Origin of the sequence: Ureibacillus thermosphaericus, from assembly GCF_002370195.2 — a bacterium.
Lineage (GTDB): Bacteria > Bacillota > Bacilli > Bacillales_A > Planococcaceae > Ureibacillus > Ureibacillus thermosphaericus.
This window is the reverse complement of sequence record NZ_AP018335.1, coordinates 1,016,497-1,030,111: the sequence shown is the minus strand read 5'-3', so window position 1 is coordinate 1,030,111 and position 13,615 is coordinate 1,016,497. Positions and strand designations below refer to the sequence as shown.

The 13,615-nt window shown below is 35.3% G+C and carries 15 protein-coding genes; 3 read left to right on the top strand and 12 right to left on the bottom strand.

What is annotated here, in order from left to right; genetic code table 11:
- Window positions 1-6: 6 nt before the first annotated feature.
- From UtA1_RS05020 to UtA1_RS05000, 5 genes are all read right to left on the bottom strand, one after another.
- Window positions 7-1,458, bottom strand: coding sequence for a protein adenylyltransferase SelO (locus tag UtA1_RS05020; protein ID WP_096552417.1), 1,452 nt, complete (start codon window positions 1,456-1,458; stop codon window positions 7-9).
- Window positions 1,459-1,644: 186 nt separating this feature from the next.
- Entirely contained in the window at window positions 1,645-2,175 is a 531-nt protein-coding gene (locus UtA1_RS05015; RefSeq protein ID WP_096550242.1) for a D-glycero-alpha-D-manno-heptose-1,7-bisphosphate 7-phosphatase, read from the bottom strand.
- Between the two features lie 204 nt (window positions 2,176-2,379).
- Entirely contained in the window at window positions 2,380-3,390 is a 1,011-nt protein-coding gene (locus tag UtA1_RS05010; RefSeq protein WP_096550241.1) for a DUF1835 domain-containing protein, read from the bottom strand.
- A 195-nt stretch (window positions 3,391-3,585) separates the two neighbouring features.
- Complete coding sequence (locus UtA1_RS05005; protein WP_016837372.1) at window positions 3,586-3,882, bottom strand: RNA polymerase alpha subunit C-terminal domain-containing protein; 297 nt, start codon at window positions 3,880-3,882, stop codon at window positions 3,586-3,588.
- Window positions 3,883-3,897: 15 nt separating this feature from the next.
- Entirely contained in the window at window positions 3,898-4,317 is a 420-nt protein-coding gene (locus tag UtA1_RS05000; protein WP_096550240.1) for a hypothetical protein, read from the bottom strand.
- A 626-nt stretch (window positions 4,318-4,943) separates the two neighbouring features.
- Between UtA1_RS05000 and UtA1_RS04995 the strand changes: the two genes are divergently transcribed.
- Together UtA1_RS04995 and UtA1_RS04990 are read left to right on the top strand one after the other, a co-directional pair.
- Window positions 4,944-5,528: a TetR/AcrR family transcriptional regulator gene (locus UtA1_RS04995; RefSeq protein WP_016837375.1), complete on the top strand. Its 585-nt coding sequence runs from the start codon at window positions 4,944-4,946 to the stop codon at window positions 5,526-5,528.
- Window positions 5,528-5,923, top strand: a complete 396-nt coding sequence (locus UtA1_RS04990; RefSeq protein ID WP_096550238.1) for a DUF5367 family protein — start codon at window positions 5,528-5,530, stop codon at window positions 5,921-5,923. The genes UtA1_RS04995 and UtA1_RS04990 overlap by 1 nt, the downstream gene beginning before the upstream one ends.
- Window positions 5,924-6,042: 119 nt before the next feature.
- Here the strand turns inward: UtA1_RS04990 and UtA1_RS04985 are convergent, their stop codons facing one another.
- The 6 genes from UtA1_RS04985 to UtA1_RS04970 form a co-directional block, all read right to left on the bottom strand.
- Window positions 6,043-6,828: a PhzF family phenazine biosynthesis protein gene (locus tag UtA1_RS04985; RefSeq protein WP_096550237.1), complete on the bottom strand. Its 786-nt coding sequence runs from the start codon at window positions 6,826-6,828 to the stop codon at window positions 6,043-6,045.
- Window positions 6,829-7,435: 607 nt separating this feature from the next.
- Window positions 7,436-8,500: a branched-chain amino acid aminotransferase gene (locus tag UtA1_RS04980; protein WP_096550236.1), complete on the bottom strand. Its 1,065-nt coding sequence runs from the start codon at window positions 8,498-8,500 to the stop codon at window positions 7,436-7,438.
- Window positions 8,501-8,813: 313 nt separating this feature from the next.
- Window positions 8,814-10,949: a bifunctional diguanylate cyclase/phosphodiesterase gene (locus UtA1_RS04975; protein ID WP_096550235.1), complete on the bottom strand. Its 2,136-nt coding sequence runs from the start codon at window positions 10,947-10,949 to the stop codon at window positions 8,814-8,816.
- Window positions 10,950-11,543: 594 nt separating this feature from the next.
- On the bottom strand, window positions 11,544-11,696 hold the full coding sequence (locus tag UtA1_RS17035; protein ID WP_016837380.1) for a hypothetical protein: 153 nt from the start codon (window positions 11,694-11,696) through the stop codon (window positions 11,544-11,546).
- 152 nt (window positions 11,697-11,848) lie between these two features.
- The gene (locus UtA1_RS17030) at window positions 11,849-11,992 is read right to left on the bottom strand and encodes a hypothetical protein (RefSeq protein WP_016837381.1); all 144 of its coding nucleotides are present in this window, start codon (window positions 11,990-11,992) and stop codon (window positions 11,849-11,851) included.
- Window positions 11,993-12,127: 135 nt separating this feature from the next.
- The gene (locus tag UtA1_RS04970; protein WP_016837382.1) at window positions 12,128-12,400 is read right to left on the bottom strand and encodes a DUF1450 domain-containing protein; all 273 of its coding nucleotides are present in this window, start codon (window positions 12,398-12,400) and stop codon (window positions 12,128-12,130) included.
- Between the two features lie 159 nt (window positions 12,401-12,559).
- Here UtA1_RS04970 and UtA1_RS04965 point away from each other — a divergent pair, with 159 nt between their 5' ends.
- Window positions 12,560-13,165, top strand: coding sequence for a class I SAM-dependent methyltransferase (locus UtA1_RS04965; RefSeq protein WP_016837383.1), 606 nt, complete (start codon window positions 12,560-12,562; stop codon window positions 13,163-13,165).
- On the opposite strand, the gene UtA1_RS04960 is transcribed toward UtA1_RS04965, so the two are convergent.
- Window positions 13,146-13,337, bottom strand: coding sequence for a hypothetical protein (locus tag UtA1_RS04960; RefSeq protein ID WP_096550234.1), 192 nt, complete (start codon window positions 13,335-13,337; stop codon window positions 13,146-13,148). The genes UtA1_RS04965 and UtA1_RS04960 overlap by 20 nt on opposite strands.
- Window positions 13,338-13,615 lie beyond the last annotated feature (278 nt).

The following is a 13,615-nucleotide window of genomic DNA, read 5'->3' as shown; positions in this document are numbered from 1 at the left end:
CGAGTTTTACGTACCGCAATAGGTAATATACGGTTCATCTGGATATTCAGGCAATGTACAGTATTCCTCTTGTTCCGCTGAATATGCATAAGGATTCGTGATAATCGATAGCAATTTTTTCATAACGGTGAAGTCTCCTCGCTCCACCGCTGCTTCGATTGCTTCTTCTACCCGGTGGTTTCGAGGAATCACAGAAGGGTTATGTTGCTTCATTATTTGCATGATATCTATAGAATTTTGGCGTTTTAGGCAATCTTGATAACGTTGGTACCAATCTTGAAATTCTGGAGTTTGGAAAAATGGTTCTTCGAATTTTTGCAAAGTTAACGCTCTAAACGTATTTGTATAATCTTGTTTATATGTTTCCATTAATTGAAGTAAATCTTGTATGAGTGCTTCATCTTCCGCTTCTTCATTAAGGAGCCCTAATTTTTTACGCATACCGTCGAGATAATAAAATACGTAAAGGTCTGGGTAAGTTTCTATGGCTTCTTTTGCCAGACCGACCGCCTTTTCTTTATTTTCATCAAGCAGCGGAATAAGCGCCTCGGCAAACCTTGCTAAGTTCCATCCTCCAATTTTAGGTTGATTTCCATAAGCATAGCGGCCGTAAGTATCAATCGAACTAAAAACTGTTTCAGGATGATAAAGATCCATAAAAGCGCATGGCCCGTAATCAATGGTCTCCCCGCTAACGGTCATGTTATCAGTATTCATCACACCATGGACAAAGCCGACGAGTTGCCACTTAGCAATAAGTGCTGCTTGCTTTTCGATGACTTCTTTTAATAATTGCAGATATGGATTCTTTTCTTTTGCAAGATGAGGATAATGTCTTTCAATAGTATAGTCGCAAAGAGCTTGTAAGTCTTCTTTTGAACCAAATTTTCGTGCAAATTCAAAAGTTCCAACGCGGATATGGCTTGAAGCCACTCTTGTTAAAATAGCACCTGGAAGCAGTTGTTCTCGAATGACCGTTTCCCCTGTTGTGATAACGGCTAAACTTCTCGTTGTAGGAATCCCAAGGGCATGCATCGCTTCACTAATAATGTACTCTCGAAGCATTGGTCCAAGAGCTGCTCGTCCATCACCGCCGCGGGAATATGGCGTTCTCCCCGAACCTTTTAGCTGTATATCAAAGCGCTGATTCTGAGTATTCACATGCTCTCCCAAAAGAATGGCTCGTCCATCGCCCAACATAGTGAAATAACCGAATTGATGCCCTGCATAAGCTTGAGCGAGCGGTTCCGCTCCTTCCGGTATTTTGTTACCCGCAAATGTAGCAACCCCTTCTTCTGTCTGCAGTGCATCACTATTCAATTTCAATTCTTCAGCAAGAGATTCATTGAAAACAACTAGCTTGGGAGATGCTACTGGTGTAGGGTTTAGTTGTGTATAGAAAATGGGTGGTAATGTTGCATAACTGTTATGGAAATTCCATCCAGGTTTTAATTGCATTTGAATCGTTCCTTTTTTCTTTTTTATTTTTGCAAGTAAGTGGCGGTTTATACTTTCTTCGCATTTAGGATATGTGATGAACAAATTCATGCGGTATCGAGCGAAGGTAGTTTGGCAATTAATCAAATACTTGCGACATGCGCCCATTTACTTGCAGCTTTCAATAAAATATTCGCATCTCTCATATTAATGCAATTTTGAATCCTTGATTATCCAATCGACTGCAGTCAATAAATTCGGAAAGGTTGCATCGGCTAAAGGTTCCTCGTCTCCAATAAAAACCGTCTTTGTACCTGCATTTTTCCCTGCTAGGATATCTGTATCCGTATCCCCCACAATGTAAGATTTGGGCAGGTCCACGTTATATTTTTCAGCCAAATCTTCAATCATTTTAGAACCTGGTTTGCGACAGGCACATCCAGCTTTCGGTTTATGTGGACAATAGACAACATCATGTATAATTGCCCCTTGTTTTTTCAATTCATTCACCATATGCTCATGAACCTTTTGAAGCTGGATTTCTCTCATAAATCCAAGCCCAACGCCTCCTTGGTTCGTCACCACGAAAATATAATCAAAATGTTCATTTAGTTTTCGAATAGCTTCCGGTACGCCCGGTAAAAAGTAAAGATCTTTTGGTTTATTTACGAATTTTACTCTCTCTGTAAGCACTTCATTAATAACGCCATCTCGATCTAAAAAGACCGCTGATTTCATTTTGCCCTCCTCCTCTTGTTATTGTTTGCGGAGATACTTAAATTCATTAAATGAATCTGAGCGATAAAATGAACTGAACTTTATTCAAACACTTGATAATTACTTGCGGTTTACCGCTAAATACTTGCATCATCACAAATTCATACAATGAAGAGCAATAAAATAACGCCACCCTATAATAATAAAAGCATGTATAAACATGCTTTAACCAACAAGCGCTTCCTTCAATTTGACCTCATAATATCTCATGCCTCGGAGTTCGCCTTGATATTCTACTTTCCCTTCGGCAATTAATTGGCGCAAGCGGTACTCAAGCCATTCATAGCTCGTATGCTGCTGCATATGACCAAGCACTTCTCCAATTAATCTAGCAGCTTTAAGGAAATCCTTTTTCCCTTGCGTTTCATGAATCTCCTTCAATTTTTCAATGATGAACTCGTCATCCCGATTACTTTCAGCGCTCAAAATTTGCCCATTTTTATACGTTCGTAAAATCGACTCGGAAGTGAATAATTGTTCCCCTTCTTTTGCTAAAGAATGGCGCATTTCTACCGTCAATTCTTTCATTTCTACAAGTTCGTAACATGCACGTAACTGTTCAATATTTAATTCTCCCGTATGGCGAGGAAAATCTTCTTCTTTTCCTTTGTAAAGTTTGTGATAAGCTTCATACGTATTGATTTTACATACCGCATTTGTTTTTTCTTTCAATAAATAAAGCACTAGACGTAATCCTGTTTGTTCACTTGCATTTGAAGAAGTCCAAATCACCACTCGCTGCTCAGGGTTAATCGATTGAATTTTTTCAAACGCTTCTTTCATTTTAAATTTGTACCACTCTGCATGCTCTGAATCCCACTGATAGTTTTCTTTAAACCATTGATAACGTTGTTCGAAACCTTCTGGGGTATGATAATGTTTCAATGGACCTTCTGCAAAATAATCCGGTAATTCGATGATTTCCTCTGTTTGTTGATCTTTAAAAGCGTGTTTCAAACCACCAGCTGCAGAAGCACCGAATACTATATGGATGGTTTCAGGATTTTTCATGTTCGGTGTTTTTTCTCTTTTAATAAGGGCATTTTTCAAGGATTGCATAAATTCTGGGAAGTCTTCATCAATATGTTCAGAACGGATCATAATCAAATGTAATAAACTTTTGACTTCCTGCTCGCTGAGGTTTGAAATTGCTTTTTTTAATTGATTGATATCCATTTTTTACTCCCCTTTCTGAATTTTTAAAAGGCAATTGAAGCAGCAATAATAACGAAAAGTAACGACCATGCGGAAATTTCATCGAATGCAATTGTTTGTGAAGTCGACGATGAGAAAAAATTTTAAAATAAAGCCCGATATTAGAGAGTGTTCATTTATTTATGACGACAAATGGAAAAAATTTCAAGATTAAAATTATTCCTTACTAAAACTTAATCCCGCTTCATCTAAAGCCTCTTTCATTTTCTGAAGCGCAGTTTTACCAATGCCATGAAGGGACATGATTTCTTTCTCCGTATATTTCGAAAGTTCCTCAACAGTTGTAATCCCCTGGCTTTCAAGTGCTCTTCTTGCCGGGGCGGAAAATCCAGCTAAGAAACCCTCTGTTGGTTTTCGTTCTGCTTCACAAGTTGGACAAGTGTTGCAATCACTGCTTTTATAATATCGATGACCCTTCTCACAAACTCTTAATGTTTTTTCCGAACGCTTCATCATCATTCCACCTTCCTACTCGACGTCCAAGTCGGTATCATCCGTTAATGAAGCTCGAATGAGGTAAAGTACAGGAATATGTGTATTCTCCTCAACCAATTCTTGAGGAGGTGATTGACTAGTACGGACACTTATCGAGCTCCCGTCATGTGCTTCAAAAAGTCCCATATACCCTAATACTACATCCTCTGTCAGAGGAACCTTATCACTGACAATCGAACTCCAAGATCCCGCTTCTAATGTTTCACCCGGTTTGGAAATATGGCTACTCGACATAGAATGACCTGTTTCATTGATAATTGCACTACGCAAATAATAGTGTTCCCACTCAAGATTTTCTAGAAAATAAACGAGAATTTCTCCCTCTTCATTTTCAATGATTCCCCCGATGTCTCCAACCTGCTCAACTAAATTTCCGTATTCATAACGTTCCACCTATACCCGCAATAATTTTTCCTTTTCCGCTTTGTATTCATAATGAAAAATCTTTCCCCCAACTGCTGCCATTAACCTGTTACGTTCTTCATCGGATTAATTTTTTTGCTTAATCGTATTACTCTTTGTCACTTGATTGTTACAAGCAGCTAATATTAGAGTTGCTAATACTATAATGAACAAACGAAATTTCACTTTATCACCTTCATGTAAACTTTTAGTAATTATAGATTTTTACTGCCTACTATTTCAATCGAAAAAACAATAAACTACTCCTAGGATGAAATTGTATGAGTTCTGGATTTTTAGGGATTTATTGTAAAATCAATAATGAAAGGGGGACAAATCAATGTGGAATTGGATTTCTTATATTGGAGGAGTTTTAATGGGTTTATCCGTTCTATTAATTGCTTTCGATATAGGAATGCTAATTCCAACTTTAGTATTTATTTTTGGGTGTTTAGTTGTAATTTTCAGGAATGATATACATAAAGAATTATCCCTCTTAAAGATATACGTATATAAATTGATAAGCAAAATATTTAACAAGTTGATTGTCATGTTTTATATTCGTTGTTATTATAATGTTAAGTTAGTTAGTTGAATAACTAAGAAGGGGTGATGAAATGGCAAAACCTAATGGTATCAGTAAAAGTGAACTGATTAAATATGCGAAGGAATGTTTAGTGAATAAAGGGATTGAAAATTTCACCTTAAGAGCAGTGGCTGAGACGGCAGGTGTAACACAAGGCACAATTTACTACCATTTTAGAACGAAGGAACAATTGTTAATTGATATTGTTCAGGACATTTGTGACAACAGCTGGCGGGAAATAGCGGAGAATAAAGAAAATATGATGGAGCAAGCGATTGCATCAGCAAAAAGTCGTTGTTCATATGAATCGTTTTTCCATAAATTATTTATTTCATTGGTTGCTTCCAGTTTTAACAACGATGAGATAAGAAGTAAACTTGGCGAAATCATCCAGTTAGAAAATAAAACTCTGTCCGAGAAATTATCAAACTTGTGGATGGAATCACCAATAAAAGGCGTTTCTTTTGAAACATGGGGGATTTTATTAAATGCTGTAGTGGATGGATTGGCATTGCAAGCATTATTACAAAAAGACTTGCCTATTGATCAAATATACAAAGAACTCGAGCATTTCATTAATGGGCTTAGTCATTTGAAAGGTATGGAGGGGAAATAATGAAAAATTACTTCTTCACAGCTATGTGGGGGTTGGCAGTTTGGTTATTTGCCACATTATTTTTCAGATTTTTCGGTGAATATGTTCTCTTTAGCCCAAGTACGAATAAGTTTTTGATTAGCACTACCCTATTATTAGTTGGAACTGCAGCTTTATTGTGGGGTGTAACTTATGTTTATCATATCTTTGATAAGACCAATAATGCACCATTAAAGTTTGGATTAATCGGTACTATGATTGGTTTAGTATTAGATACATTTTCGTTATCCTTTCATCATATCGTTTTTCCGAAATTAGATGATTCACAAGTTATTGCATTTACTGCATGGATGTCTTTTGCGTATGCGTTATATTTATTGATTCCTCTCATGATAAATCATAAGGTAAGTGGATAAGAAAGAATTCAAGTATAAGGCAAGTGCCGTTCTAGTATTCCATATGAATGGCCGTTTTCAAAATATCTAACTGGAAAAGGGGGTTTTTTCCCCCTTTGCATCCTAATAACCTTCTTCCATCAAATAAATATTTTCCCCTCTAAATAAACAACCGCTTCGCCGGATATTTGAATTTCATCTCCTACATCTTTACACAAAAGTTTTCCTCCACGGGAGGACAATTGCAACGCTGTGAACTCCCCTTTCTTTAAAACTCTTTTCCAATAAGGAACCAATGTGCAATGGGCGGAACCTGTCACCGAATCTTCATCTATTCCAGCCTTTGGTGCAAAAAATCGAGAAACGAAATCAACCTCTTTCCCCTTCGCAGTCACAATTACGCCGAAAGCATCTAATTTCTTTAATTCTTCCACATTGATATTTAGATTTCGAATCTCTTCTTCTGTATCAAACACCGCTAAATAGTCCCTAGCTACATACACCTCTTTCGGTCTTTTGCCTAAACCTTTCACAAGAGCTTCTGGAATTTCACAAGGCTGCCCTTCCCGTGATGGAAACGACATCGTTAACAAGGAACCGTTCTTTGTCACGGTTAAGATACCGCTTTTTGTATGGAATTTTACTTGTGTCATGGATCGGTTAAGATATTGGAAAACGACAAATGCTGTTGCTAATGTAGCATGTCCACACAAATCGATTTCAGTTTTCGGTGTGAACCAACGTAACTCGTATTCTTCATTTTGTTGATGAACGACAAAAGCTGTTTCAGATAAATTATTTTCCGCCGCAATTTGTTGCATCATTTCATCTGAAAGCCAATTCTCAAGAGGAACGACCGCTGCTGGATTCCCTTTAAACGGTTCACTTGTAAATGCATCTACTTGGTAAATGGGTATCATTGGCATTTTAGACAATCCCCTTTCTTTTATAAAATTTGCCTTAGTTGTTATAAGAGATAATAGTCAAAGCAGAGACAATAATAGCCATTCTTCATCCGATATTAGTCAAAGTCTGCAATAAAATTGCCAACCGAAAAAAATCTACTCCCCCAAGGAACGATAATAGTCAAAGTCTAGAACTTTATAGTCAAATCCTAAAAGATAATAGTCAAACTCCTCAATATATTTGCCATCCGAATAAAATCGGCTCTCGTAAGAAACGATAATAGTCAAAGTCTAGAACTTTATAGTCAAATCCCAAAAGATATTAGTCAAACTCCTCAATATATTTGCCATCCGAATAAAATCGGCTCTCGTAAGAAACGATAATAGTCAAAGTCTAGAACTTTATAGTCAAATCCTAAAAGATAATAGTCAAACTCCTCAATATATTTGCCATCCGAATAAAATCAGCTCTCGTAAGAAACGATAATAGTCAAAGTCTAAAATTTTATAGTCAAATCCCAAAAGATAATAGTCAAACTCCTCAATATATTTGCCGTCGAAAATGCACAAGATGAAAACTGAAAAACTCGCACCTTAGCGAAAGGTGCGAGTAGAACATTAAATTAAATTATACGCGTACAGTCCATCCGAATGGATCTTCAATTCTTCCGTATTGGATGCCAGTTAACTTATCATAGAGCATTTGAGATACTTCGCCGATTTTTCCGTCATTTATGATGATGCGATGGTCTAAATATTTTAATTCCCCTACTGGTGAAATCACCGCGGCAGTGCCTGTCCCAAATACTTCTTCTAGCGTTCCGTTATGAGCAGCCTCCACTACTTCATCAATTGAAATACGTCGTTCTTCTACTGGGATATTTTTAGATTGTAAAACTTTAATCATCGAATCACGCGTAATACCAGGTAAGATGCTTCCTGTAAGCGCTGGCGTAATGACTTTACCATCAATTTTGAAGAAGATGTTCATACTCCCTACTTCTTCAATATAGCGTTTTTCAACACCGTCCAACCATAATGTTTGAGAGTAACCTTCTTTTTCAGCGTTAATTTGTCCAATTAAGGAGCTTGCATAGTTACCACCTGTTTTTACTTCACCTGTTCCACCCACTACTGCACGAACATATCGCTCTTCTACCATAATTTTTAGTGGATTAATGCCTTCTTTATAATAAGAACCGCTTGGAGACAAGATAATCATAAACAAATAGTTTTTAGCAGGATGTACACCTAAAAACGGCTCAGTTGCAATGATGAATGGACGGATGTATAAAGAAGTTCCTGGTGCATCCGGTACCCAATCCCGGTCAATATCCACTAATTTTTTTAGCGCTTCTAATGCAAGATCTTCATCCACTGGTGGGATGACTAATCGTTCATTGGAATGATTTAATCGTCTAAAGTTTGCATCCGGGCGGAATAACTGAACTTCTCCATCTAGTGTTCGATACGCTTTTAAACCTTCAAACACTGTTTGGCCATAATGGAATACCATACTGGATGGCTCTAGACAAATTTTTTGATAAGGTACAATGCGGGGGTCGTGCCATCCTTTCCCTTCTGTATAATCCATTATAAACATGTGATCAGTAAAATAATGTCCAAAGCCAAGTTCGTCCGGAGCTGGCTTTTCTTTCGGTTTGTCTGTTAATTCTACTGTTATTTCTGTCATAGTAAAGCCTCCAATATTTTGTTGAATATTCAGAAAAAAATTCTGTTATTAAAATAGTATAATACTTTTTTTAACAATTGTTAAAAGAATATTTAGAAAAAACTAACTAAATTTTATATCGAAATGCTATTTGATGAACTATTTTATAAAATAGTATTTTAACATAGAATTTCTATTAATATTTCAGTTTCTTTATTCTTATAAAGTAAGACAAAATTATTTTCATATAAAACAAAGATGAAAGCTTAGAAAAAAATCCTGCGATTAAAGATATCGCAGGACAAATTTTGTACAATCAAACTATATTACTTGATTAAGATGTAATAAAACCTTTACTACGGATATATTCTTCAAATGCTTCTTTTCTCAATGGACGGCTATAAAAATAGCCTTGTCCAAAGATACAACCATCATTGCGAAGCGCTCTCACTTGCTCTTCAATTTCTATCCCTTCCGCAATTACTTTTAACCCAATTGTTTCTGCCAAATTAATAATTGCTCTTACAATGGCCTTACTCTCCTCATTTTTATGAATATCCTTAACGAATGAAGCATCTACCTTTAACGTGTCAATTGGAAGATGCTTAATATAGCTTAATGAGCTATATCCCGTGCCAAAATCATCCACCGAGATATGAATTCCAAGACTGCGAAGGCGTTTCAATATCGGAGTTATGCAATTTAAATCTGCAAAAATACTTTCCGTCACTTCCAACTCAAGCAATTTCGGATTAAATCCGGTCTCCTTCAACACTCGCTCTACCTGTTGAACGAATTTTGGATCTTGCAATTGACGAACCGAAACGTTGACAGATACAATTAACTGCCCGAAACCTTTTTCTTGCCACTCTTTTGCTTGTTTGCAGCTTTCATTTAAAATCCATTCCCCTAATGGAATAATTAAGCCTGTTTCTTCAGCAAGAGAAATAAATTTCCCCGGAGGAATTGTTCCTAAATCTGGATGATTCCATCGAACCAACGCTTCCATACCGACAATCTCATCACTATGAATATTGAATTTTGGTTGATATTCTAAAAAGAATTGATGTTCGTTTAATCCTTTTCGCATAGCATTCTCAATTATGCGTCGCTCTAAGGACATATTCTCCAATTTTTTATTGTAAACAGCATAATTGTTTTTACTGTTTTGTTTTACTTGAGTTAAAGCAGAATCTGCGTTTTTAATAAGCTCTTCCGGTGTTGTGCCATGTTCAGGATATGAAGCCACTCCAATACTGCAAGTCAATACATGGTCCTTTCCGTTTACAACAATGGGTTTTTGAAACTTCTCAATTATGTTATTCACTATGTTAATAGTATCTTGTTCGTCTTTAATATCACGCAACAGTACAATAAACTCATCACCGCCCATTCGAGCCACTAAATCGATCTCTCGAATCGATTCTCGAATGTTTTCAGCAGCTTTCACAATGACTAAATCCCCATTATCATGCCCAAGTTGTTCATTGATTAATTTAAAATTATCTAAGTCAATGAATAAGATAGAAAATTTTTTATTCGTTAATCGAACATCCATAACATACGATCGAAGCTCATTCATAAAAGTTGGACGATTAGGGAAATTTGTTAAACTATCGTGATAGGCTAAGCGATAAAGATTCTGCTCTACTTCTTTACGAACACTTATGTCGCTCATGACAATTAATACTAAATTGTTTAACGGATTTTCATCATTATGAATGATTTTAATCGTCGCTTCCACATCAATGTATCTTCCATCACCATGGAGCAATCGAAACTCCAACTTACGCGAAGATTTCCTTCTGGACATATTCAATAATTTTTGGATTTCCTTTTTTAACAGTTCTGAATCTTCCAAGTGAATTAAATTAAATACATTTTGTTTTTCTAATGATTTTAAATCATAATGTAGTAGTATTTGGAATGTTGGAGAGACGTAATGAAAAGCACCATCTTCATCAACTAACGCTACAAAGTTGTCGGAATGTTCGGCGATTAACTCATATTTTTTGTAGCTTCGTTCTAGTTCTTCTTCCAATTCTTTTTCTTTCGTAATATCTGTTCGAATGGAGAGATATTTATATGGTTTTCCTTTCTCATTTAAAAAAGGAACAATAGTCGCATGGACCCAATAATAAGAGCCATCTTTCTTTTTATTTTTTATTTCGCCTCTCCATATGTTCCCCTTCCCTATTTCACTCCACATTTGTTTAAAAAATTCTTTTGAATGAAAACCAGAATTGATGACACGGTGAGTCTTCCCTATTAATTCTTCTCGAGAATATTGGGCAATTTCACAAAATAATTCATTGACATATGTAATTCTTCCTTGTGCATCCGTAATAGCGACAATAGAGGATTTATCTAATGCATATTTCAGTTCTTTTAATTCTTTCAATTCTTCAGCCAAACTTTGTATGTCAATTTGCTGTTCAACATTGAACGAAACATTTATTTTATCATCCATAAATCATTAATGCTCCTTTACAGAAATCGAAAAAATGTCCAAAAAATACCATTTTTCTATTATCCATACTTAAGCGCTCTTGGAAATTACACTAATTTTTTACTATTTTTATAATACCATATTAACAAAAACCTATAATTAAGGTGAAAAAGTAATAATTAATATGAATAATTTTTATAAATTTGTTGAAATTATGTCATAATTTCTCTAATTTTATTTGCGGAGCATATTTTTATTGGATTTCCACCTTATAGTAACGTAAAAATTAAGGTGAATGTTGAATAAATTTATTGAAAGAAGATGAACTAGCTTTTCTGTGCGAGATAAAACGAAAATGCTTAGATATATACTATTGTTTGTGAGGAGAAAAAATTCAATAAATTGATAGGAATTTTCGTTTCTGGGAGAAAACACATCTTGCATATGAGAATGAAATTGACTTGGGGGAAGAATAGCTTGTATTTCATTGCAAGAGAGAAAATGGCTTAAAAAAAGCTGAACCGCAAACCGCTAACGGTCTTTACGGACAGCCTTTTAGAAAAGAGAGGTTATGAGGTTAAAGTTGTAGCTATAATTTGTGTAAAGTCGGAAAAATTATTCCTTTGATGAAAGCAACTTCATTAGGCTTTTTATGTCTTCTTGCAAGGATTTCACTTCATCTTCAAGCCGATCAATTTTTTCATGCAATGGTTGTAATTCTCCATCTAACATATTTTTTAGACGTTCTGCTTTTTCATTTTGTTCCATAAACTATTCCTCCAAACAGTTTGCTGAACTTAAAGATGTATTCCGTTTACATCTTTATTGTATAACATCTTTTCTATAAAAATAGGATTTTACGAAAATCGTCATGTGATTGTCATTTTTCGATCAAATAAAAAAAGGCTTAAGGAAATTCCTTAAACGCCCGCCCCGAATATCAAACTGTATATGAAGCCGTAAATGACACAAACAATTGTTGCAATAATAATGAAGACACCTAAATAATATAAAATATTGATTAAGATCTGCTCAAATCCATAACCCATGGGATAATAACCCATTTCCTTCCCTCCGTTGCAGAAGATTCGTTCACTTTTGATATATGCAAAAACGGTTGAACTGTTACTTCTAGAGGAATTCTGTATTCATCGAAGAAAACTGTAAACCACCTGTTTGCTTCTTCAAATTGCGGCTCTTCACTCAATCGGATTCAACTTGATTTCTTCATCGATTTTTTCTAATAACTCTTTTGCGTTGTCTGCTGAAATTGGCTCGCCATTAACAAGGGCATAATAATGACCGTCGCAAATTTCACAATAGGAATTACACCCTGTATCTTCCACTATTACATCTTCTCTCTGTTCCAACTCATCGTATACATCTGGATGGCAATAAGCCTTGTTCGATACACAAAATTCAACTCTATGTTTGAAAGGTTCACTTTTTCGACCGAATAATTTTTTGAACATGTGCGCACTCCTTCACTATGTAAACCGTTAATTAATTATATTATACTATGTTCTACTCTTTTCATCGTGAATAAACTTTGACAAACCAACTAAAAGGATGTACACCTTTTCACCTCTTCGATATACTAAAAAACACCTTATAAAGATGGGAGAATAATGATGAACGAAACAGAATATGATCGCTTCCTCCATATTGAAACTTGTGGATCGAATAACGGTATCTATCAATCCATTCATTATAATCGCTATGAACCCACTCCTTATTCTGCCTTAGAAGAATTGCTAAAAAATTATCAAATCAACGAGAACGACTCCATTGTCGATTTTGGCTGTGGATTAGGGAGATTAAGCATTTTCCTCCACTACAAAACAAATGCGTCTGTCTTGGGTATCGACATGAACGAGCAATTCATAAAAGAAGCAATGAAAAACCGAGAACGATATTGCAAGAAGTTTAAAAAAAAGGAAGATAAAATCCAGTTTCTCCGCTGTTTCGCTCAAGATTACCCAATTCAACCGACAGAAAATAAATTTTATTTTTTCAACCCTTTTTCCTTGCAGATATTTATGAAAGTGCTACATCATATCATGCTCTCAATCGAAGAGAAAAAGCGACCTGTGGACGTAATTTTATACTATCCATCAAATGACTACATCGATTATATAAATCATTACACTCCTTTTGAAAAAGTAATGGAAATTCCCATTCCTACATTGCACGAAAAAAATTGGCAAGAACGTTTTATTATTTATCGATTAAACTAGGAGCCATTGTTTTAATGGCTTTTTTCATTATTTTTTGCCGTTCTTTTAAGATAAATCCCCCAAAAATGACCGTGCATCCGACAATGGAAATAATTAGTGCGAAGGCTGTCCATTTTGAAAAATAAACGCCAAATAGCAATAAAAATATCCCCATCCATATAAATATGTTCATATTTTGATTCTCCCTTTTCTAATAATGTTCTATCAAGTTCATTACACTTTCCCCATTGTATGAGAGAGCCTTACTAGATATGCTTCACATGCTTTGAATATGTTTTTAAAATGTAGGACAACTTAATAAGGATGGGAATAATTTATATTGTTATATTACAATAATAAAAATTGATATAATAATCAGAAATTTGTTAATTAATTAAAAATTATAACTTTTTGATTCTTCAACACTTCAACGCGAAAAAGTGCTATACTTTATTCGATTTTATTTTTAAG

Bases quoted from the DNA above. Each gene is read 5' to 3' on its own strand.
- UtA1_RS04965 (WP_016837383.1), top strand. From the start codon at position 12,560: ATGAACGAAACAGAATATGATCGCTTCCTCCATATTGAAACTTGTGGA.
- UtA1_RS17030 (WP_016837381.1), bottom strand. From the start codon at position 11,992: ATGGGTTATTATCCCATGGGTTATGGATTTGAGCAGATCTTAATCAAT.
- UtA1_RS04970 (WP_016837382.1), bottom strand. From the start codon at position 12,400: ATGTTCAAAAAATTATTCGGTCGAAAAAGTGAACCTTTCAAACATAGA.
- UtA1_RS05005 (WP_016837372.1), bottom strand. From the start codon at position 3,882: ATGAAGCGTTCGGAAAAAACATTAAGAGTTTGTGAGAAGGGTCATCGA.
- UtA1_RS04985 (WP_096550237.1), bottom strand. From the start codon at position 6,828: ATGCCAATGATACCCATTTACCAAGTAGATGCATTTACAAGTGAACCG.
- UtA1_RS04990 (WP_096550238.1), top strand. From the start codon at position 5,528: ATGAAAAATTACTTCTTCACAGCTATGTGGGGGTTGGCAGTTTGGTTA.
- UtA1_RS05020 (WP_096552417.1), bottom strand. From the start codon at position 1,458: ATGCAATTAAAACCTGGATGGAATTTCCATAACAGTTATGCAACATTA.
- UtA1_RS05015 (WP_096550242.1), bottom strand. From the start codon at position 2,175: ATGAAATCAGCGGTCTTTTTAGATCGAGATGGCGTTATTAATGAAGTG.
- UtA1_RS04995 (WP_016837375.1), top strand. From the start codon at position 4,944: ATGGCAAAACCTAATGGTATCAGTAAAAGTGAACTGATTAAATATGCG.
- UtA1_RS04975 (WP_096550235.1), bottom strand. From the start codon at position 10,949: ATGGATGATAAAATAAATGTTTCGTTCAATGTTGAACAGCAAATTGAC.
- UtA1_RS04980 (WP_096550236.1), bottom strand. From the start codon at position 8,500: ATGACAGAAATAACAGTAGAATTAACAGACAAACCGAAAGAAAAGCCA.
- UtA1_RS04960 (WP_096550234.1), bottom strand. From the start codon at position 13,337: ATGAACATATTTATATGGATGGGGATATTTTTATTGCTATTTGGCGTT.
- UtA1_RS05010 (WP_096550241.1), bottom strand. From the start codon at position 3,390: ATGGATATCAATCAATTAAAAAAAGCAATTTCAAACCTCAGCGAGCAG.
- UtA1_RS17035 (WP_016837380.1), bottom strand. From the start codon at position 11,696: ATGGAACAAAATGAAAAAGCAGAACGTCTAAAAAATATGTTAGATGGA.